The following is a 20,134-nucleotide window of genomic DNA, read 5'->3' as shown; positions in this document are numbered from 1 at the left end:
GTGTGGTGCAAGGTGCTTGCGCGTAGTGAGCGGGGGGTGCTCGGACGTACGGACATACACGTGCGCGGGGGCGGGACCGCCGCCCCCGCGCACGCCTCTACGAGTCGGGCCTCAGCCCGCGAACCAGCGGACCGGCCGCGGTGCCAGGTTCTGGTAGATGTGCTTGGACTCGCGGTACTCGGCGAGCCCTGCGGGTCCGAGCTCGCGCCCGACGCCGCTCTTGCCGAAGCCGCCCCACTCCGCCTGCGGCAGGTAGGGGTGGAAGTCGTTGATCCAGACCGTGCCGTGGCGCAGGCGCCGGGCCATGCGGCGGCCGAGGCCCGCGTCGTTGGTCCAGACGGCGCCCGCGAGGCCGTACTCGGTGTCGTTGGCGAGCGCGACGGCCTCGTCCTCGGTGCGGAAGGTCTCGACGGTCAGGACCGGGCCGAAGACCTCCTCGCGGACCACGCGCATCTCGCGGTGGCACTGGTCGAGGACGGTCGGCTCGTAGAAGTAGCCGGTGGCGGGGCGGACCTCGCTGGGCTCGGGGCGCTTGCCGCCGGTGCGCAGGACCGCGCCCTCCTCCAGTGCGGAGGCGACGTACATCTCGGTCTTCTCGCGCTGCTGCTGCGAGACGAGCGGGCCGCATTCCACGCCGTCCTCGGTGCCGCGGCCGAGCTTGATCTTGCTTGCGCGGCGGGCGAGTTCGGCGACGAAGCGCTCGCGCACCGACTCCTCGATGATGAGGCGGCCGCCGGCGGAGCAGACCTGCCCGCTGTGGATGAAGGCGGCGTTCAGCGCCTGGTCGACGGCGGTGTCGAAGCCCTCTTCGGTGGCGCAGGCGTCGGCGAAGACGACGTTCGGGTTCTTGCCGCCGAGTTCGAGGGCGACCTTCTTCACGCCGAGGGCCGCGGCCTGGGCGACCTTGGTGCCGGAGACGAGGCCGCCGGTGAAGGAGACCAGGTCGACGTCGGGGTGGTCGGACAGGCGTGCGCCGACGGTGTGGCCGGGTCCTGTCACGATGTTGGCGACACCGGCAGGCAGGCCCGCCTCGACGAGCAGCTCGATCAGCGCGACCGTCGTCAGCGGAGTGACCTCACTCGGCTTGATGACGAAGGTGTTGCCCGCGGCGAGCGCGGGGGCGATCTTCCAGCTGGCCTGGAGGAGCGGGTAGTTCCAGGGCGTGATCATCGTGCAGACGCCGATCGGCTCGTGCACGACGACGCTGTGGATCTCGTCGGACCCGGCGTCGACCACGCGGCCCGCGCCCTCGCCGATCACCAGGTCGGCGAAGTAGCGGAAGGCGTCGGCGACGCAGTCGACGTCGACGCGGCCCTCCTCGACGGTCTTGCCGGCGTCGCGGCTCTCCAGGAGCCCGATCTTCTCCCGGTCGCGTACGAGGAGGTCCGCGACGCGGCGCAGCAGTGCGGCCCGTTCGGCGACGGGCGTGGCCGGCCACGGTCCGTGGTCGAACGCCTCACGTGCGGCGGCGATGGCCGCGTCGGTGTCCTCGGTGCCGCCCTCGGCGATCAGTGCGAACGGCTTGGCATCCGCCGGGTCGAGGATCTCGCGCGTGGCGCCGGAGAGGGCGTTTCGCCACTCTCCGCCCACATGGATGGTCTGTTGTGCGGACACGTCCCGTTTGCCTTCCGTTCCTGTCATACGCCCCGCCTGTCACTCGCGGTAGCCGGGTGCACATGCCCCGAGGCGGAGAAACCATGCGCATTACATAACTGAAAGTGCGCTGTGTCACTGCGCGTGCAGGCACCTGGGGCGAAACGTACGCTCGAAGAGGGGTTTATGGGGTTCATCCCTGGAGGTGGCGCTATGCGTGGAATATCCAGGAAGCGTGGCTGGGGCACCGCGGCCTGCACGGCGGCCTGTACGGCTGCCGCGCTGCTGGTCGCACCGGCCGTCGCGCTCGCCGACACGGAGGATCTGAGCGCACAGGAGATCTCCGACAAGGCGGAGCAGGAGCTGCTCGACGCGAAGTCGGTCCACCTGAAGCTGGAGCAGAAGGGCAAGGACGTCGACGGCGGCGAGCCGGTCTCCATGGACCTCACCCTGGACCAGGACGACAACTGCGTCGGCTCGCTGCGCATGGCCGACGACGGCGGCAGCCTGGAGCTGATCAAGCAGGGCGAGAAGGTCTGGATGAAGCCCGACCTCGCCTTCTGGAAGGCCCAGCTCCCCGGCGGCCAGGGCGAGGCCGCGGCCGAGGTGATCGGGGACCGCTATCTGTACGGCACGACCGACGACGCCCTGCTCAAGGACATGGCCGGGGTCTGCGACCTCAACACGATCCAGGACGAGGTGAAGAACAAGTCCGACGACAGCACAGCCCTGAAGAAGGGCGAGACGACCAAGGTCGACGGCACGTCCGCGATCCCCGTCTCCGGCAGGGAGGACGGCAAGACCACCACGCTGTACGTCGCGACCGAAGGCACTCCGTACCTGGTCAGGGCGACGGAGAAGGGTGGAGGGACCGACTCGACGCTGACGCTCAGCGACTACGACAAGCCGGTCCCGTCGAAGACTCCGTCGGAGAAGGACTCCGTGGACGTGTCCCAGTTGCAGGGTCAGGTGACGGACAAGCCGAACACCTACTGAACCTCGTGCTGGATCTCGTCGAAGTCCGCCGGCTCGTCCCGCACGGCGAGTCCCGCCACCCACAGCGGCATCAGCCAGTGCACGACGAACGCGGTGAAGAGCACGGGGAAGAGCAGCCCCTCGGTGTCCCACCCCTGGTACGCGGTGAACCCGGCGCCGACCGCCGCCGCGAGGAGCAGCCAGAGCATGATCTGACGCGCACGCGCCGCGACGCGGACCCGCTCCGCGCGCTGCCGCTCGTCCAGGACCCGCTCGCGCAGTTCGAGCAGGCCGCGCGTGGCGCCGTTGATGACGCCGGTGGCGACGCACCACGGCAGCAGAAGGCCGAGCATCGTCCACATCGCCCACCGCTGGTCGCCGACGACCGTGAGCAGCCAGGCCACCTCACTGGCCACGGTCAGCACTATGTGGGCGCCGACCGCGATCCGCCTGCGCGTGGCGGTGGCGTACATCGGCGCCCCCTCGCGCCGGTTCATGAGCGCGAACATCCGCCGGTCGTAGCCGGTCATCTCCTGTGCCCCTTGTGCCTGCCGGCCCGTCATCCCTGACTCCTCCCGTAGACCTCGTCCGTGAGCGGGCGGAACGGCTCGAGGGAGAACAGCGCCTCCACCGGCAGTCCGAAGAACACCGCGATCTTCAGCGCCAGGTCGAGGCTCGGGTTGTACTGCCCGCGCTCGATGTAGCCGATGGTCTGGTAGTGGACCCCCACTGCCTCGGCCAGGCTCTGGCGCGACACTTTCCGCTCCGCGCGCACCATCGCCAACCTGTTGTGCACTTGCTCGCTCATGTATAAGAAGTACTACATCAGCGAGCAGACACGCAACAGAGCGGGTGCGCAACAGAGCAGCTACGCGACAGAGATCACCCAGCGGTTCGCAGCAGATCCCGCACGCACTCCCGCAGCCACGCATGAGCGGGGTCCGCGTCGTGCCGGGGGTGCCAGGCGATGCCCAGCGGCAGCACCGGCAGGTCGAGGGGGATCTCGAAGGTGACCAGGCCGAGGGTGTCCGTCAAGGGCCGCGCCCAGGAGACGGCGAGGCCCACCAGGTCGGTGCGCAGAAGGATGAAGAGCGACGAGGGGTACGTCCCCACGCTGCCCACCACCCGGCGCGTCAGCCCTCGTTCAGCGAGGGCGCCGTCCAGCGGTCCCTGGAGTCTGCCCCTCCTGGAGACCGTGATGTGGTCGGCGGCCGCGAACCGCTCGGGGGTCAACTCCCCCCGCAGCAGCGGATGTCCGGAGCGCACGACGCCCAGCATCCGGTCGTCGCGCAGGTGCTCCACCCGCACCTCGGGCGCGACCGTGTCGATGACCCCGGCCTCCAGGTCGGCCGTGCCCTCGCGCAGCACGGGCGCGTCCACGTGACTCTCGCCGAGGAAGCGGATGCGCACGCCGGGCGCCTCGGCCGCGGCGCGGGCGAACAGCGCGTGGCCGTAGGCGGCGGCGATCGAGTCCTGCCCGAGCACGGTGAAGGTGCGGGACACGGTGCGCAGATCGGCCGCGCCAGGACCGGCGAACAGGGCCCGCGCCCGCTCCACCACGGCGCTCACCTCGGCGCGGACGGCGAGCGCGTGCGGGGTGGGCACCATCTGCCGTCCCGCCCGTACGAGGACGGGGTCGCCCAGGGCCTTGCGGATGCGGCCCAGGGTGCGGCTCATCGCGGGCTCCGACAGGTGCATCCGGCGGGCGGCGCCGGACACGCTCTCCTCGTCGAGGAGCACGTCGAGGGCGAGCAGGAGATTGAGGTCGAGGCCGCTGCCGGGATGACCCGGCTCGGATTGCGTCACGCGCATACATCCCTTGCAAAGGTTGCACTGGAGATCATGTGAGGAGCGAGCCTACGGTGAGCGGGCATCCCCCACCACGACGCTCCTTGGAGGAGCCTTGCCCTCTCCTGCCCGAAACCGGCTCGGCCGCTCGGCCGAACTGACCCTCTGCGCCTGCGTGCTCGTCGCGCAGGGCATGGTCGCCGCCATCAACCTCCTCATCCCGCAGCTGAGTTCGTCGTCCATCGATCCCTCGGCGAGCGAACTGCTGTGGACGGTCGACGCGTACGTCATCGTCTTCGCGGGCCTCCTCATCCCCGCGGGCGCCCTCGGCGACCGGTACGGCCGCAAGGGCGCGCTGCTCTGGGGTCTTGGACTCTTCGCCCTGGGCGCGGCGGTCAGCGCGCTCGCCACCGGGCCCCTCCAGTTGATCGCCGGGCGGGGTGTCTCCGGCGCGGGGGCCGCGCTGATCATGCCCGCGACCATGTCGATCCTGGTGCGCACCGCGTCGCCGGAGCAGCGGCCGCGGGTCATCGCGTCCTGGGCGCTGGCCGCGGGGCTCGGCGGTTTCGCGGGGAACGCCGTCGGCGGCCTGATCGGCCAGTACCTGCCGTGGCGCGCGCTGTTCTGGCTGATGGTGCCGCTCGCCGCGATCCTCGCTCTCGCCGCGGTGCGCACAACTCCCCGTACGGAGACGTCCGTTGAGGCCGCCATCGACCCCGTCGGCGCGGTCCTCCTCACCGGCGGGCTGTTCGCTGTGCTCTTCGGCATCATCGAGAGCCCGGTGTACGGCTGGACGTCGGCGCGCATCCTCGTCGCGTTCGCGCTGGGCGCGGCGCTCATCGGGGCGTTCGTGGCACACGCCCTGCGCTCACGCGCACCGCTCTTCGACCCGCGGGTCTTCGGGTCCCGCAGGCTGCGGGCGGCGACCCTCGGAACGGCCGCGTCCTTCTTCGGTCTCTTCTCGCTCTTCTACGTCAACTCGCAGTATCTGCAGTACGTGAAGGGGTACGGCGCCGCCCGCGCGGGCCTCGCCATCGTCCCCCTCACCGTGGGCATGGTCCTCGTCCCGAAGCTCGCGGCACGGTTCTCGAAGCGGCCTCGCCCGCTGGTGGGCGGCGGGCTGCTCCTGATCGGGCTCGGCCTGCTCGGCGCGTCCACGGCGGACGCGGGCACGCCCTACGCGGCGTACGCGTGCTGGCTGCTCGTCATCTCGGCGGGCACCGGGATGTGCATGCCCGCGCTCACGCTCGGCGTCGTCTCCTCGCTGCCGCCGCACCAGGCGGGCCTCGGCTCGGGGCTCGGGACGTCGGCGCGGGAGGTCGGGGCCGCGCTGGGGGTGGCCGTCACGGGGACGGTCCTCGCGTCGCACGAGGGATTCACCTCCGGGATGGAGGCGTCGCTGCGGGTCGTGGGGCTCGCGGTGGTGGCCGCGGCGGCCCTGGTCACCTTCGGCTACGGGGCCGGACGCACTTCGCCCCCGGCTGCCGGTCGAGCGGCTGCCGGGGGCGAAGTGAAGGGTCGTACCGGTCGACGTGAGGTGTCGTCCTAGATGAGGCCGAGGCCGCGGACCGCCTCGCGCTCCTCGGTGAGCTCCTTCACGGACGCGTCGATGCGCGTACGCGAGAACTCGTTGATCTCCAGGCCCTGGACGATCTCGTACTTGCCGTCATTGGTGGTGACGGGGAAGGAGGAGATGAGGCCCTCCGGAACGCCGTACGAACCGTCCGACGGGATGCCCATCGAGGTCCAGTCACCGGCGGCCGTGCCGTTCACCCACGTGTGGACGTGGTCGATGGCGGCGTTGGCGGCGGAGGCGGCCGAGGACGCGCCACGGGCCTCGATGATCGCGGCGCCGCGCTTGGCGACGGTCGGGATGAAGTCGTCGGCGAGCCAGGCCTGGTCGCTCACGACGTCCGCGGCGTTCTTGCCGGCGATCTCCGCGTGGAAGATGTCGGGGTACTGGGTGGCCGAGTGGTTGCCCCAGATGGTGAGGCGCTTGATGTCGGAGACCGGGGCGCCGGTCTTCTTCGACAGCTGCGAAAGCGCGCGGTTGTGGTCGAGGCGGGTCATCGCGGTGAAGCGCTCGGCCGGTACGTCCGGGGCGGCGGCCTGCGCGATGAGCGCGTTCGTGTTGGCCGGGTTGCCCACGACGAGGACCTTGATGTCGTCCGCGGCGTTGTCGTTGATCGCCTTGCCCTGCGGCTTGAAGATGCCGCCGTTGGCGGAGAGCAGGTCGCCGCGCTCCATGCCCTTGGTGCGGGGGCGGGCGCCGACGAGGAGGGCGACGTTGGCGCCGTCGAAGGCGACGTTCGGGTCGTCGCTGATCTCGATCGAGTTCAGCAGCGGGAAGGCGCAGTCGTCGAGCTCCATGGCGGTGCCCTCGGCGGCCTTCAGGGCCGGCGTGATCTCGAGCAGTCGCAGATTGACCGGCACGTCCGCGCCGAGCAGGTGGCCGGACGCGATGCGGAAGAGCAGCGCGTAGCCGATCTGGCCGGCCGCGCCGGTGACGGTGACATTCACGGGAGTGCGGGTCATGGCGATCTCCGTAAGACAGCTGGCGGTGGGGGTCCCCGCCCCTTGTGCGGGGTCCCCTTGTGCTGGATCCCCACCGACGCCCTCGATGATCGATCTCTTGGCATCAAGAGAGATCCGCCGCTCAGGCTATCGCGCCCCGCCGACCCCCGAACCCCGGGAGGGTGTGGCCCGCCCCACAGAGATCCATCCGTGCCGCAGGACCGCGATGTACGGGCTCCGTTCGGGCCTCGCGAAATTTCTGCGAAATCGACAGGCATGTCTTCGGCGAGTGCGGGCACACGCAGCAGTACCCCCACGGGAGTGGTCACACCCCCAGGCGGCCGCCACGCTCCCCCCCTGAGATGGTGGCCGCCATCTCCCGTCGGTCACCCCCGGCACCCGGCCCCGGCCGCGCCTACTTCGTGCAGCCGGTCTGGCCCGCCTTGAGGGTCGCGCACGCCTCCGCCGACGCACCGTCCTTGACGGCCACCATCGGCGTGTACGCGTCCAAGTCCGCGTTCACGGTCCCGTTCTGCTTGGCTCCGTCGCCGGAGATCGTGACCTTGTCGCCCGGAGCCGCCTGCGTGATGCGCGCCCACGCCGCCCCGCACGTCTTGCTGTAGCGGACCTCGACCACGGCCTTGCCCACCGTCGCGCGCGTCGTCGTGGCGGCCAGTTCGCCGCCGCAGCCCATGGTCTCCGGGTCCTTGCCCGTGCAGCTCTTGCCGCTGCACTCGACGCCCTCGGGCAGGTCCTTGTCGCTCGTGCTCGGCGACGCCGGCGGCTTGGCGCTTTCGTTGCCCTTGTCGTCCTTGCCGAAGTCGGTCAGGAAGACCGCGGCGGCTATGACGACGAGCGCGCCGACGACACCCGCCAGGAACATCGTCAGCTTCCTGCGTCGCCGCTGCCGGTCGGGCGAGTCACCGCCACGGCCCGGCTCGTGCGTACCGGGCGGCCCCAGGACGACGCCCTGGTCGCCCCCGCCCCCAGGTCCGTACGACGGAGCCTGCGGCGGCACCGTGGGCGAGACACCCGCGGGGCCCGCGACCCCCGTGACGCTGCCGCCGGGGCGTGCCGTACGCCCTGGCCGGTCGACGGAACCGACACCGGCTCCGGCACCGGCACCCGCGCCCGGGGCGCCGTTGCGCGCCGTGCCGCCACTTTCCGCGCCCTTGCTCTTGCCCTTGGGCGGATTCGGTCCCAACTCGCCGAGCGCGGCCCGCGCCTGGGAGATCCGGATCGCCTGCATGGTCATGTCGTGCCGCATCTCGGAGCGGCTCCACGCGCGCTCGGCGAGTTCCCACATGGTGATGAGGTGAACGGGATTGGTCCCCGTCACCTCGGCAAGCGCGACGATCGCACCCTTCGGAGCGAGCAGCCGCCCGTTCAGATAGCGCTCCCACGACGTCTTGCTGTACCCGGTGCGGTCCGACACCGCGGCGATACTCAGACCACTGCGGTCGACGAGCCTGCGCAGCTGACTCGCGAACTCCCTGACCTGCGGATCCAGCTCATCCGGTAGCGCCTTCCAACGAGGCATTACTCCCCCTATTCCCCCCGGTACGTGCCAACGTGCCCCCGCGCGTGGTTCCCCCCGCTCTGCCCATGAGGCAGCCCCCCGCCGCTCCTGTCATGGGCTACCCAGAGGGATGCCAAAAGTCAGGATGTCAGTTCCCGGACCGGGGGCGCACGGGAGTGTTCGGGCCACTGGCGTGCACCGTCGCACTCCGTGCGGTCCGGCGTCCAGTGTCCCATCGCTGTCCCGCTCCACGATGCGGAACCCCTGGTAGCGGCCTGGGACGTCCCAAATCATCCCGAATGCACCGCTTGGCCCTTTTGCGAAATGCCTCCGGGAGGAAGCATCGAAGACGTCAACGCACCACCTAGGGGGAACACATGCGCATCAGCAAGGGCAGGTCGAAGCGGCTGCTCGGCTCGGCGGTGGCCGTGACGGCGGGGGCGGCGATCGCGCTCGGCGGCACCGCGTCGCTCGCGCAGGCCAGCGGGCCGCACGTCGTCGACGGCAAGGGCGCCGCGTACAACGACTGGGGCGACGAGGGCGATCTGTCGCGCCACAGCCACGCGAACAGCAACGCCACGCGCCTGTGGCAGTCCGTCCTGTACGCGGACGGGGCCAAGTGGAAGGACAGCAACGGCAAGCGGCACACGTTCAAGAAGTGGGACATCGACGGCAGCTTCGGCCGGAAGACCGAGTCGGCCACCAAGTGGTGGCAGCAGCGCGAGGACGTCGAGGACGTGGACGGCATCGTCGGCAAGGAGACGTTCGGCGTCGCCGACGACTTCCTGAACGGCCCAGCAGGCGGCGGCCATGTCACGTACAGCGGCTACAAGCACGACGTCGGCTTCAAGCGCCTCTCCGGCACGTACTACGTGAAGATCGACGGAAAGTGGAAGAAGGCGGCGTACAACTGGCGCGGCTGACCCCCGACTCCGCCTCACCCCCGGCCGGGGCCGCCACGTCGTGGCGGCCCCGGCTCATGCGCTAGCTCATCAGGAACCTCAGCAGCCCTTCGAACAGCACCGCGAGGACGAGGAACGTGGTGACTGCGACGGTGGAGCGCCACGTCCAGGCCGAGCGGGCACGCGACGGCCGCCGTGGCCCTCTGGACCGGGCAGAGGGCGCGCTCTTGCCCGCCTTGCCTGCCCTGCTCGCCTTGCCTGCCCTACTCGCCTTGCCTGCCTTGCTCGTCTTGCTCAGTACGACGCCCGGGGCGGGCTCCGTGCCGCCCGCACCGCCCCGCGGCCATACGCGGACGGCCACCTCCCAGCGCGCGCAGAACCGTTCGCCGTCCTCGCCCGCCACCTTGCACAGCGCAGCGACCGCCTGCCGGGGCGGTGGCTGCCGTGCGTTGAGGTAACGCTGCCAGGAGGACTTGCTGTAGGCCGTCTCCTCGCCGAGCGCGATCAGGCTCAGGCCGGTGCGGTCCTTGAGCAGCCGCAGTTGCTCCACGAAATGCCGTACCTCCGGCGGAAGTGCCTCCGGAAGCGGCTGCCAGGCAGCACTCATGCTTCACCCCCAGCATGCGCCCAGTTTGCCCCCATGACGGCGGGGTGACCCGAAGTGGTTCCTTCCGCGCCGCGCCGCCCCCTGTTGCGGGCTGGGAACACCGTTGCGGAATGGTCACCTCCCTGCCACAGGGGCAAGGCATCCCTTGTACGGAATTGGCGGGGGCATGACGCTGGATCCCGTTGGAGCGGCCCTCCACGAACCGGCGGCGCCCGTCCTCCCACGGGGGAGAGGACGGGCGCCGTCTCTGCTGTCAGCGGCCGCCGCCGCCCGGCGTGACGAGGCCCGTCTCGTACGCCACCACCACCGCCTGCGCCCTGCTGTCCAGGTCGAGTTTGGACATCGTCCGGTTGAGGTGGGTCTTGACGGTGGCCTCGCTGATGTAGAGGCGGTCGGCGATGTCCGCGTTGGACAGGCCCGTCGCGATCAGCTTCAGGACCTCGACCTCGCGCAGGGTCAGCGCCCGCAGATCGGGCGGCGGCTCCGCGCACTCACCCCCGGCTCCCGCACCGGCCTGCCGGGCGAAGGCCTCGACGAGGCGGCAGGTGACACTGGGCGCGAAGAGCGCGTCGCCGCCACCGACGGCGGCCACCGCGGCGAGCAGGCGCTCGGGCCCGGAGTCCTTGAGCAGAAAGCCCGACGCTCCGGCCCGCAGCGCCCCGTACACGTACTCGTCGAGATCGAAGGTGGTCAACACCAGGACGCGCGGCGGTGGTTCGGGTGCCTCGGCGAGGATCTTCTCGGTGGCCACGATGCCGCTCATGCCGGGCATGCGGATGTCCATAAGGACCACGTCGGGCCGGGTCGTCGCGGCGAGAGCTACGGCTTCCGCACCGTCACCCGCCTCACCGACGACCTCGATGCCGGGCGCGGCGCGCAGCAGCCCCACCAATCCGGCCCGGATGAGGAACTGGTCGTCGACCACGAGCACCCTGGTCATCTAAGTCGCGTCGTCCCCCTGCGATGCGGCCTGCGCGGAGGTCGGCAGGGTCAGACGCACGGCGAACCCTCCCTCGCTCCGCGGGCCGATGCTGATCGTCCCGCCGTAGAGCTTGGCCCGCTCCCGCATCCCAATCAACCCATGGCCGCTCCCTGTGCTCACTCTGTCCGGAATCACCCCCTCCCCGTCATTGGTCACCGAAACCGTCACGTGGTGCGGCTGGTAACGGAGTTCGACCGCCGCGCCGGCTCCTCGCGCGTGCTTCAGTACGTTGGTCAGGGCCTCCTGGACCACGCGGTACGCGCAGAGTTCGATCCCGGGAGCGAGCTGGCGCGGTGTCCCCTCGACGCGCAGCTCGACATCGACTCCCCCGGCCCTCACCCGCTCGATCATCTCGCCGAGCCGCGCGAGCCCCGGCATCGGCGCGTCGGGCGCACCGTCGTCCTCCTCCCGCGCCCGCAGCACCCGCAGCATGCGGCGCAGCTCCTCAAGGGCCTCACCGCTGGTGCCGGAGATGGTGGAGAGCGCGGCGTGGGCGGTGGCGGGATCGGAGGCGAAGACGAACTTCGCGAGGCCCGCCTGCACGGATATCACGGACATGTGATGCGCCACGACATCGTGCAACTCCCTTGCTATGCGCCCGCGTTCCTCGGCCACCTCGCGCCGCGCCCGCTCGTCCTGCTCACGTTTCAGCTGCCTGGCCAGTTCCGCGGAGCGGCGCGCGAGGTGACCGAACCGCCAGATCACCAGGGGGAAGCCGATGGCCTGTCCGACCACGGACGCCATGGACGCGCCTTCGCTCACCAGGCCCGCGTAGATCCAGACGGCGCTCATCAGGGCGGCGCAGGGGACGGAGACGCGGGCGGGCCGCAGGGACGTGACCGTGTAGACGGTGAGCATGGGCGCGAAGGTGTTCACCACGGGCCAGTAGCCGAGGGTGACGTACCCGGCCCACACCACGTGTACCAGGAGCAGGACCGCGAGCGGCGCCTTGGAGCGGCACGCGACCGGCAGATTGGCGAGCGCCACCAACACGTAGCCCCGCACGTCGAGTTCGGGCCACCCCTGCCGCACAGACTCCTGCCCGAGGAGCACGGCGACGGTGGTCAGGGCGACCGCGATCGACGTGTCGGCGACGAGGGGGCGGATCCGCATCGCCGCAGCGTAGCTCGGGTGCGGACACCGGAACGTCAAACTACGGCGGTACAGCGGAAGTTGCAGGAACCACGGGCGTACTCCACAGGGCGTGCCCGAACCTCAACCCTGCGCGGGACGACTCCCCCCGCCCCGACGCCGTAGCTTCTCGGGCAAGGGCAAGGGCGAGACAGAGCAGCGGCCCGTCCTCACACGGGGGGAGAGGACGGGCCGCGGTCATGGCGTGCGGAACGCTCGCCGTCAAGTAGTGATCGTTCGGTGCAGCGTGTCGCCGAGGAACGGGATCTCCAGCCACGGATCCGGCTGCGCCATCATCGCGAGCAGCACGATGGCGAGGCCGAGGGCGCCGTACGTGACCATGTCCGTGAAGCGCGAGCGCACCGCCAGCATGCCGACGCCGGGCAGCGCCCACCGCATGACGGCGCCCGCGATCAGCGCGAGGCCGATCAGTATCGTGCCGACGCGGAACACGTCGAAGGCCGTGAGCAGCAGCCCGAGCCCCACCGTCGAGAGCACGGTGAGCAGCGGCCACTGCCGGGCGGGCGCGGGGGCGTCGCCGCCCGCGGCCCGGCCGCCGCCCTCGGGCCGCGCGGTGTCCCGGGTCAGGAGGGGGAAGCGCCGCGTGGTCTTCTTCGGCCCGTCGGGACCGGGGGAGCTGACGGCACCCTTGGCCTCGGTGTCCTCCACGGCCTCGGCCTCCGTGAGGCCTGCCTTCGTGACGTCGGCCTTCGTGACATCGGCCTTCGTGGCGCCCGCCTCCGTGCCGCCCGCCTTCGTGACGTCGGCAGGCGATGCCCCTTGATCAGGTTCGGCGCTCATGGGCTCACCCTTTCCCGGTTCAGCTCGCGGCGACGGACGCGGCGCGCTCGGCAGCCTCGACGACGTTGACGAGCAGCTGGGCGCGCGTCATCGGGCCGACACCGCCGGGGTTGGGCGAGATCCACCCGGCGATCTCGCGGACGCCGGGGTGCACATCGCCGACGATCTTGCCGGTCTCGTCGCGCGAGACGCCGACGTCCAGGACCGCGGCGCCCTGCTTCACGTCCTCGGGCTTGATCAGGTGCGGCACGCCCGCAGCGGCCACGATGATGTCCGCCTTCTTCAGGTGGAAGGACAGGTCGCGCGTACCGGTGTGGCACTGCGTCACCGTCGCGTTCTCCGAGCGGCGGGTGAGCAGCAGCGGCATGGAGCGACCGATCGTCACACCGCGGCCGACGACCACGACCTCGGCGCCGTTGATCTCCACGCCGTACTGGCGAAGCAGCTGGATGATGCCGTAGGGCGTGCAGGGCAGCGGGGCGGGCTCGTTCAGGACGAGGCGGCCGAGGTTCATCGGGTGCAGGCCGTCGGCGTCCTTGGCCGGGTCCATGAGTTCGAGGACGCGGTTCTCGTCGATGCCCTTGGGCAGCGGGAGCTGCACGATGTAACCGGTGCAGGCCGGGTCGTCGTTGAGCTCGCGGACGACGTCCTCGATCTCCTCCTGCGTCGCGGTCGCGGGCAGCTCGCGCTGGATGGAGGCGATGCCGACCTGCGCGCAGTCGCGGTGCTTCCCGGCGACGTACTTCTGGCTGCCCGGGTCGTCACCGACCAGAACAGTCCCGAGGCCGGGCGTGAAGCCCCTCTCCTTCAGGGCCGCCACGCGGGCGGTCAGTTCGGACTTGATCGCGGCTGCGGTGGCCTTGCCATCGAGAATCTGGGCGGTCATGACTCCATCTTCCCGGATGAGACCCGCCCGGTACCAATCAGGTCGCCCCTGCGGCCCGGCTGTGTCTCAGCTGTGTCCCGAGACCTGACCAGCTCTGTTGCACTTGCACAACACATACGGAATGCGGCTGGACAAATAAGCCTGGCCTAAAGAACGATATGCGACACAGTGCCGCGGGCAGTGTCGGGGGGACGGACCGCATCTGTAGAACTTTCCTCCGTGATGTGCCGCGTCGTCCCCGCACTACCCGACGGAGGAAGACCGCCATGAGTTACGGCGACCCGAACAACCCTTACGGGCAGCCGCCCCAGCAGCCCCCGGCCGCTCCCGGTTACGGCTACCCCCAGGCCCCGCCCGGCGTCCCGCCGCAGCAGGGCTACGGCTACCCGCAGCAGCCGGCCTACCCCGGCTACCCGGGCGGCGGCGGCAACATGATGCAGCAGTCGATGCCGGGGCTCCTGATGACGGCCCGCGTCTTCCTGTTCCTGATCTCGGCGGTGCAGATCCTCGCCGCGATCATCTACCTGTACATCGGCGCCATCGCCAGCGATGTCTCGGACAGCGCCGACGACTACGGGTTCGGCGCCGTCGGTGACGGCGGCGACGCCGTGGCCGGGATCCTCATCGTCGTGGCCCTGATCGCGGCAGGCCTCGCGGCCCTGTCGATCACGCTCGGCGTGAAGTTCAGCAAGGGCGCGCAGGGTGTGCGCATCACCACCGTCGTGTACGGCGCCCTCGGCACCATCCTCGGTCTGATCGGGCTCTTCGTCGGCCTGGACTCCGGCTTCGCGAGCGCGATCATCTTCCCGCTGATCTGGGTCGTCTTCGGCGTCATCATCACGATCGCCCCGGTCGTGCCGAGTGGCACCGCCTGGTTCGCCCGTCCCCGCTACTGAGGCGAGAGCAAAGCAACGGTGGCCGCGCCCTTCGGGAAGGGCGCGGCCACCGCTCTGTGTGGGACCCGCTCAGTGGAAGAAGTGCCGCGTGCCCGTGAAGTACATCGTCACGCCCGCCTTCTTCGCGGCCTCGACCACCAGCTCGTCACGGACCGAACCGCCCGGCTGCACCACGGCCTTGACGCCCGCGGCGGTCAGGATCTCCAGGCCGTCGGGGAACGGGAAGAACGCGTCCGAAGCGGCGTACGCACCGTGCGCGCGCTCCTCGCCCGCCCGCTCGACGGCGAGCTTCGCCGAGTCGACGCGGTTGACCTGACCCATGCCGACGCCGACCGACGCGCCGTCCTTGGCGAGCAGGATCGCGTTGGACTTCACCGCGCGTGACGCCTTCCAGGCGAAGGCCAGTTCGGCCAGCTCGCCCGCGTTGAGCGCGTCGCCCGTGGCGAGCGTCCAGTTGGCGGGGTTGTCGCCGTCGGCCTGGAGGCGGTCGGTGACCTGGAGGAGCGCGCCGCCGTCGATCTGCTTGACCTCCACCGTGTTGGAGGGGGCCTGGTGGGCGCGCAGGACGCGGATGTTCTTCTTCTTGGTGAGGACTTCGAGCGCGCCGTCCTCGTACTCGGGCGCGACGATGACCTCGGTGAAGATGTCGGCGACCTGCTCCGCCATCTCCTTGGAGACCGGGCGGTTGACGGCGATCACGCCGCCGAACGCGGAGAGCGGGTCACAGGCGTGCGCCTTGCGGTGCGCCTCGGCGACGTTCGAACCGATCGCGATACCGCAGGGGTTGGCGTGCTTGATGATCGCGACGCAGGGGTCTTCGTGGTCGTACGCGGCACGGCGCGCGGCGTCCGTGTCCGTGTAGTTGTTGTACGACATCTCCTTGCCGTGCAGCTGCTCGGCCTCGGCGAGGCCGCCGTTGCCGTCGACGTAGAGGGCGGCGCCCTGGTGCGGGTTCTCGCCGTAACGCAGGACGTTCTTGCGGGCGTACGCGCTGCCGAGGAACTCGGGGAAGGCCGAGCTGTCGTCGGCCGCGTAGTCATCGGCGAACCACGAGGCGACAGCGAGGTCGTACTCGGCGGTGTGGCGGAACGCTTCGGCGGCGAGGCGCTTGCGCGCGGTCAGGTCGAAACCGCCGTCACGGACGGCGGCGAGCACGTCCGCGTACCGGTCGGGGCTCGTGATGACCGACACCGACGGGTGGTTCTTGGCGGCGGCGCGGACCATCGAAGGACCGCCGATGTCGATCTGCTCGACGCACTCGTCGGGCGTCGCGCCCGAGGCGACGGTCGCCTTGAAGGGGTAGAGGTTCACGACGACCAGCTGGAACGGCTCGATGCCGAGGTCGGCGAGCTGGCGCTGGTGGTCGTCCAGGCGCAGGTCGGCGAGGATCCCGGCGTGCACGCGCGGGTGCAGCGTCTTGACCCGGCCGTCCAGGCACTCGGGGAACCCGGTGAGCTCCTCGACCTTGGTGACGGGCACCCCGGTGGCGGCGATCTTCGCGGCGGTCGAACCGGTCGAGACGAGCTCGACGCCGGCCTCGTGAAGACCGCGCGCGAGCTCCTCGAGCCCGGTCTTGTCATAGACGCTGATGAGCGCGCGCTTGATCGGGCGCTGCGAACCGTGCGTACCTTCGGCGGTCACGGGATAAGTACCTTTCGTCCCTCAATGCGGTAGCCGTTACGGGCCAGACGCCCCACGACATCGACGAGCAGCCTTCGCTCGACTTCCTTGATGCGCTCGTGCAGAGCGCTCTCGTCATCCTCATCCCCGACCGGGACCACGCCCTGGGCGATGATCGGGCCGGTGTCGACGCCGTCGTCGACGAAGTGGACGGTGCATCCCGTGACCTTCGCGCCGTACGCGAGCGCGTCGCGCACACCGTGGGCCCCCGGGAAACTGGGCAGCAGGGCGGGGTGCGTATTGACGAACCGGCCGCCGAACCGAGCGAGGAATTCCTTCCCCACGATCTTCATGAACCCGGCCGACACGACCAGATCGGGGCTGTACGAGGCGGTCGCTTCGGCGAGAGCCGCGTCCCATTCGTCGCGCGTGGCGTGGTCCTTCACCCGGCAGACGAACGTGGGAATCCCCGCGTTCTCGGCGCGCTCCAGTCCGACGATGCCGTCGCGGTCGGCGCCGACCGCGACGATCTCGGCGCCGTAGCCCGACGCCCCGTCCGTGGCGATCTTGTCGAGCAGAGCCTGCAGATTCGTACCTGATCCGGAGACCAGCACGACGAGGCGCTTGGCCACAGGGCTCTTGGCCACAGCGGGGCCCTTTCTCGGGAGGTGCGTCTTTGTAGGGTCGTACAAAGGCTTCGCCCCCCGCGATACGGGGAACTCTACGAAGCGGCCGACCGTCAGCAACGATACCGGCACACGGTGCGGCCCCTCACGGGACGGGGGCGCGGCCGGAAGGTAGCGTCTGCACCAGAACGTCACACCGACGTGGAAGCCGACGCAGATGCCGACGTGGACACCGTCCAGAAGCTCGCTCGACAAGCTCGCTCGACCAAGGGGAAGACGCACACCTGATGCCGGACCGTAGCCTCCGCCTCCCGCTGTCCTTCGCGTTCGGTTCGACGCACGCAGGGGAGCGCGGCTCGACGCTGCTGCGCGACGGCCGCCCGTCGTCCCCGCCGCAGGGCTCCCAGGACTCGGGTTCCTCCGACTCCTCGGGTTCCTCCGATTCCTCGGGCTCAGGGAAGAAGAAGGACGACGACAACCCCTTCGCGCCGCCGCCGGAGGGGACCCCGGACCAGCCGTGGCGGCCCCGCCCCGGCAACGGCGGCGAAAGCCCGGACTCGGACGGCCGGGGGCGTTCCCCCTGGGGCAGCCAGTGGAGCGACCGGCAGCCCGGCCGCTCCCAGGGCGGCGGCTTCGGCGAGCGCCCCGGCAAGGAGGGCGGGCAGGGCTCCGACGGGTCCTCCGGCCCTGGCGGCGGCATGCGCTGGGACCCGACGGACCCGGCTCAGCGCCGCGCTCGGTACGCCCTGCTCTCCGGCATGTGGGCCTTCTTCTTCGCCCTCTTCGGCTGGCGGTACGTGGCCCTGCTCCTGGGCGCGCTCGCGCTGAACTGGGGCATCAGCTCGCTGCGGGCGAAGCCGAAGCAGCCGGACCCTACGGCGCCGGTCACCAACCAGCCCGCGGCCGACCCCGCGAGCACGAAGCCGCAGACCACGGCGGCGGTCAGCGGCCTGGTGACGGCGTCGCTGGCGCTGGCGATGGTGGCGGCGACGTTCGCTGCGCAGCTGGTGTACCGCGACTACTACACGTGCGTGAACGACGCGCTCACGAGCCAGTCGAAGCAGCAGTGCGAAGATCTCCTGCCGAAGCAGTTGCGCCCTCTGCTCGCAGAGCGCGACTGATCCTGGCCGGGGGCCTGGCTGTGCGGGGCTGACCTTGCCTGGGGTCCTGGCGTGGCCCGGGGTTCTGGCGTGGCCTGGTCGGGGGCTGACTTGGTTGGGGCTGACCTAGCCCGGCCGGGGCTGGACCGGCTATTTTCCTCGCCTGTGGGTCGGCTTCACTAGACCGCCGCTTCGCGGCGGATGCTCCCCTCCCACCCACCCGTTTGCCCCGCAGCGTCTGCGCCTCCGCCACCCGAGCCCGCTTCGCGGCGGGTGTCTCCCGCGGGCGGCGAACTCTCTTGTGTCGAGGCTGGGGCACTCCGGGGTAATCGGGTGGGTGGGCGGGAAAGATCCGCCGCGAAGCGGCGGGCTTGTTGGCGGGCGGGATCAGCCCGGCACCCCCTGCGACAGGGGCCCCGCCCGCCCGCGCCGCAGGGGCACCGGCAGCGCCCCGCCCCCTCAGGCCCCCGGAGGCCGTTCCTCCGGGTTCACCTCTCGGAGGGCCGCCCAGCGAGCCTCGCGGGACGCCTCGCTGTGCCAGTCGTCCGTCACGCCCCCCGCAGGCGACTGAGGCAGGAAGTCATAAGGCTCGAACGGCTCCGGCGCAGGCAGCGCCGGCGGCAGCGGCTTCTCCCTGTGGCGAGGGAGGCGAGGGACCCGCGGGAGGCTCAGGCGAGGGGCCCGCAGGTTCAGCTGGGGAACGCGCGGCCTCGGCAGCCGCAGGCCCGGCAGCCACGCCCAGCGGGGCGCAGCCCGCCGCGCCCGCAAACGCCACGCCCGCCCCAGCAAGGCGACCGGCACCCCCACCACCCCCGTCCACCCCAGCGCCGCAGGCCCCGCCTGCCACCACACCGGCCCGAAGTCGGCCAGCGCGGCCACCCCCATCGGGCCCCCCGCCAGCGCCGCGAGCCCCGCCATGAAAGCCCCGCACAGCGCCGCCGCCACCACGGCCACCAGCACCGTCCGCCCCCGGGACCACGCCCCGCCCCGCTCCCCGCGGACAGGAGCCGCCGCCCCCGCCGTGAACCACGCGACCGCGATCCCCGCGGCCAGCGGCACCGCACCCGCCGCCCACGTCAACGGCGACCCCGGCCCCTCCGCCGGCACCGCGGCGAGCAGCGGGAACGCCGGCAGCATCGGGCCCGACGTCACCGCGAGCGGCCCCGCCACGCCCCCCGTGCCGAGCGCGAAACCGGGGCCGAGGCCGTACGCCGCACCCCACACCGCCGCGTTCGGCACCAGCGCCACGGCGAGCAGCAGCACCGCGAAGCGCCCCGACCACACGTCCGTGACCTGCGCGAACGACGCCCTCGCCAGGCCGCCGTGCAGGGCGAGGGACACCGCGACCAGGAGCGCTCCACCGCCGACGAGCACCACCGCCCCTGCCGCCCCGGCCCGCGTGACGGCACGGATGTGTCGGCGTACGAAGAAGGGACGTACCGCTGTCGGCAGGGCCCGCAGGCCGCCCCGCACCACGTCGGGCACCGGCTCCCGGGGCCGACCGAGCGCCGTCCACACCCCCAGCGCCGCCGCACCCCCCACGACCACCGGCAGCTGCACGACCGCGCTCAACCACGACGGCCGCAGCTCGCCCCCGGCGGCGTACAGCGTCGCGGCGGCGCCGACCAGCAGATAGCCGCCCACCACCCCGCACCACGCGGTCCGCGGCGCCATGCCCCGCCCCTCCGGATCCGCCGCGTCCCGCGCCGCCCGGTGCGCGAGCCAGCCCGGAAGGACCATCAGGAGCAGGGGCGTGACGCCGACCGGCGCGGGAGCCCCGGAGAGCGTGTCCGTCCTGATCAGCTCCGTGCCGTGGGCGATCAGCCACACCGCGGCCGCGACGTGCAGCGCCGCGTCGGGCCCGCTGTCCGGATAGGGCGAGCTGATCCAGAGGACCATCACCAGGACGGCACACGAACCCAGGCCGAGCCCGGCCGCGACGGCCCCGCCGAACAGGCACGTCCCCAGTCCGGGTGAGCGGTCACGGGCCCGCTCGATCAGCGGCTTGAGAGGCGGCAACGGTGAGCTGCGGTCGGTGATTTGAGTCACACCCACCATGCTGCCAACGACACGCGCTTTCTCCCCGTAACAGGCGAATACCGGATGTGTCGCTCAAGATACGTTTATGTACTTTTTCGTACGGCGGATCGGCCGCGCCCTACTGCCCGCCGCACGAAGGCCCCCGGCCCACGGC

19 protein-coding genes are annotated in these 20,134 nt (G+C 71.2%); 5 read left to right on the top strand and 14 right to left on the bottom strand.

Translation table 11 applies throughout. The features are described from left to right. Nucleotides 1-111: 111 nt before the first annotated feature. Nucleotides 112-1,641: an aldehyde dehydrogenase family protein gene (locus ACWGI2_RS17355; protein ID WP_453696130.1), complete on the bottom strand. Its 1,530-nt coding sequence runs from the start codon at nt 1,639-1,641 to the stop codon at nt 112-114. Nucleotides 1,642-1,806: 165 nt separating this feature from the next. Between ACWGI2_RS17355 and ACWGI2_RS17350 the strand changes: the two genes are divergently transcribed. Further along, nucleotides 1,807-2,589 carry a hypothetical protein gene (locus tag ACWGI2_RS17350; RefSeq protein WP_453696128.1) on the top strand — a complete coding sequence of 261 codons (783 nt, stop codon included), beginning with the start codon at nt 1,807-1,809 and terminating at the stop codon, nt 2,587-2,589. Here the strand turns inward: ACWGI2_RS17350 and ACWGI2_RS17345 are convergent. The 3 genes from ACWGI2_RS17345 to ACWGI2_RS17335 form a co-directional block, all read right to left on the bottom strand. Next, nucleotides 2,583-3,131 carry a hypothetical protein gene (locus tag ACWGI2_RS17345; RefSeq protein WP_453397358.1) on the bottom strand — a complete coding sequence of 183 codons (549 nt, stop codon included), beginning with the start codon at nt 3,129-3,131 and terminating at the stop codon, nt 2,583-2,585. The genes ACWGI2_RS17350 and ACWGI2_RS17345 overlap by 7 nt on opposite strands. Further along, complete coding sequence (locus ACWGI2_RS17340; RefSeq protein WP_160506754.1) at nt 3,128-3,376, bottom strand: helix-turn-helix transcriptional regulator; 249 nt, start codon at nt 3,374-3,376, stop codon at nt 3,128-3,130. The genes ACWGI2_RS17345 and ACWGI2_RS17340 overlap by 4 nt, the downstream gene beginning before the upstream one ends. A gap of 74 nt (nt 3,377-3,450) precedes the next feature. Continuing rightward, nucleotides 3,451-4,380 (bottom strand): LysR family transcriptional regulator, encoded by a 930-nt coding sequence (locus ACWGI2_RS17335; RefSeq protein ID WP_453696126.1) that lies wholly within the window; start codon nt 4,378-4,380, stop codon nt 3,451-3,453. A 91-nt stretch (nt 4,381-4,471) separates the two neighbouring features. Here ACWGI2_RS17335 and ACWGI2_RS17330 point away from each other — a divergent pair, with 91 nt between their 5' ends. After that, entirely contained in the window at nt 4,472-5,905 is a 1,434-nt protein-coding gene (locus tag ACWGI2_RS17330; RefSeq protein WP_453696125.1) for an MFS transporter, read from the top strand. Here ACWGI2_RS17330 and ACWGI2_RS17325 read toward each other — a convergent pair. Together ACWGI2_RS17325 and ACWGI2_RS17320 are read right to left on the bottom strand one after the other, a co-directional pair. Further along, the gene (locus ACWGI2_RS17325; RefSeq protein WP_453696123.1) at nt 5,902-6,891 is read right to left on the bottom strand and encodes a malate dehydrogenase; all 990 of its coding nucleotides are present in this window, start codon (nt 6,889-6,891) and stop codon (nt 5,902-5,904) included. The genes ACWGI2_RS17330 and ACWGI2_RS17325 overlap by 4 nt on opposite strands. Nucleotides 6,892-7,285: 394 nt before the next feature. Then, nucleotides 7,286-8,410 (bottom strand): XRE family transcriptional regulator, encoded by a 1,125-nt coding sequence (locus ACWGI2_RS17320; protein WP_453397361.1) that lies wholly within the window; start codon nt 8,408-8,410, stop codon nt 7,286-7,288. A 356-nt stretch (nt 8,411-8,766) separates the two neighbouring features. Here ACWGI2_RS17320 and ACWGI2_RS17315 point away from each other — a divergent pair, with 356 nt between their 5' ends. After that, nucleotides 8,767-9,312 (top strand): peptidoglycan-binding domain-containing protein, encoded by a 546-nt coding sequence (locus ACWGI2_RS17315; RefSeq protein ID WP_453397362.1) that lies wholly within the window; start codon nt 8,767-8,769, stop codon nt 9,310-9,312. Between the two features lie 61 nt (nt 9,313-9,373). Here ACWGI2_RS17315 and ACWGI2_RS17310 read toward each other — a convergent pair whose 3' ends face one another. The 5 genes from ACWGI2_RS17310 to ACWGI2_RS17290 form a co-directional block, all read right to left on the bottom strand. Continuing rightward, nucleotides 9,374-9,898 carry a helix-turn-helix domain-containing protein gene (locus ACWGI2_RS17310; protein WP_453696122.1) on the bottom strand — a complete coding sequence of 175 codons (525 nt, stop codon included), beginning with the start codon at nt 9,896-9,898 and terminating at the stop codon, nt 9,374-9,376. 253 nt (nt 9,899-10,151) lie between these two features. Then, nucleotides 10,152-10,838 (bottom strand): response regulator, encoded by a 687-nt coding sequence (locus ACWGI2_RS17305; RefSeq protein ID WP_453696121.1) that lies wholly within the window; start codon nt 10,836-10,838, stop codon nt 10,152-10,154. Next, on the bottom strand, nt 10,839-11,993 hold the full coding sequence (locus ACWGI2_RS17300; protein ID WP_453696120.1) for a sensor histidine kinase: 1,155 nt from the start codon (nt 11,991-11,993) through the stop codon (nt 10,839-10,841). 240 nt (nt 11,994-12,233) lie between these two features. Beyond that, nucleotides 12,234-12,812 (bottom strand): DUF3017 domain-containing protein, encoded by a 579-nt coding sequence (locus ACWGI2_RS17295; RefSeq protein WP_453696119.1) that lies wholly within the window; start codon nt 12,810-12,812, stop codon nt 12,234-12,236. 19 nt (nt 12,813-12,831) lie between these two features. Further along, the gene (locus ACWGI2_RS17290) at nt 12,832-13,698 is read right to left on the bottom strand and encodes a bifunctional methylenetetrahydrofolate dehydrogenase/methenyltetrahydrofolate cyclohydrolase (RefSeq protein ID WP_453696117.1); all 867 of its coding nucleotides are present in this window, start codon (nt 13,696-13,698) and stop codon (nt 12,832-12,834) included. Nucleotides 13,699-13,964: 266 nt separating this feature from the next. Here ACWGI2_RS17290 and ACWGI2_RS17285 point away from each other — a divergent pair, with 266 nt between their 5' ends. Further along, complete coding sequence (locus ACWGI2_RS17285) at nt 13,965-14,594, top strand: hypothetical protein (protein ID WP_453397368.1); 630 nt, start codon at nt 13,965-13,967, stop codon at nt 14,592-14,594. A 69-nt stretch (nt 14,595-14,663) separates the two neighbouring features. Here ACWGI2_RS17285 and purH read toward each other — a convergent pair whose 3' ends face one another. Further along, entirely contained in the window at nt 14,664-16,235 is a 1,572-nt protein-coding gene (gene purH / locus ACWGI2_RS17280) for a bifunctional phosphoribosylaminoimidazolecarboxamide formyltransferase/IMP cyclohydrolase (protein WP_453397369.1), read from the bottom strand. Then, nucleotides 16,232-16,861: a phosphoribosylglycinamide formyltransferase gene (purN, locus tag ACWGI2_RS17275; protein WP_453397370.1), complete on the bottom strand. Its 630-nt coding sequence runs from the start codon at nt 16,859-16,861 to the stop codon at nt 16,232-16,234. Before purN ends, purH begins: the two co-directional genes overlap by 4 nt. A 266-nt stretch (nt 16,862-17,127) precedes the next feature. Here purN and ACWGI2_RS17270 point away from each other — a divergent pair, with 266 nt between their 5' ends. Then, nucleotides 17,128-17,961: a hypothetical protein gene (locus tag ACWGI2_RS17270; RefSeq protein ID WP_453696115.1), complete on the top strand. Its 834-nt coding sequence runs from the start codon at nt 17,128-17,130 to the stop codon at nt 17,959-17,961. Nucleotides 17,962-18,399: 438 nt separating this feature from the next. Here ACWGI2_RS17270 and ACWGI2_RS17265 read toward each other — a convergent pair whose 3' ends face one another. Continuing rightward, complete coding sequence (locus ACWGI2_RS17265) at nt 18,400-19,998, bottom strand: cell division protein PerM (RefSeq protein ID WP_453696113.1); 1,599 nt, start codon at nt 19,996-19,998, stop codon at nt 18,400-18,402. Nucleotides 19,999-20,134: the final 136 nt, after the last annotated feature.

It is taken from the genome of Streptomyces sp. NPDC054866 (assembly GCF_053610745.1).
Note: the sequence above shows the minus strand (reverse complement) of the source record. Positions and strands in the feature narration are given on the sequence as shown.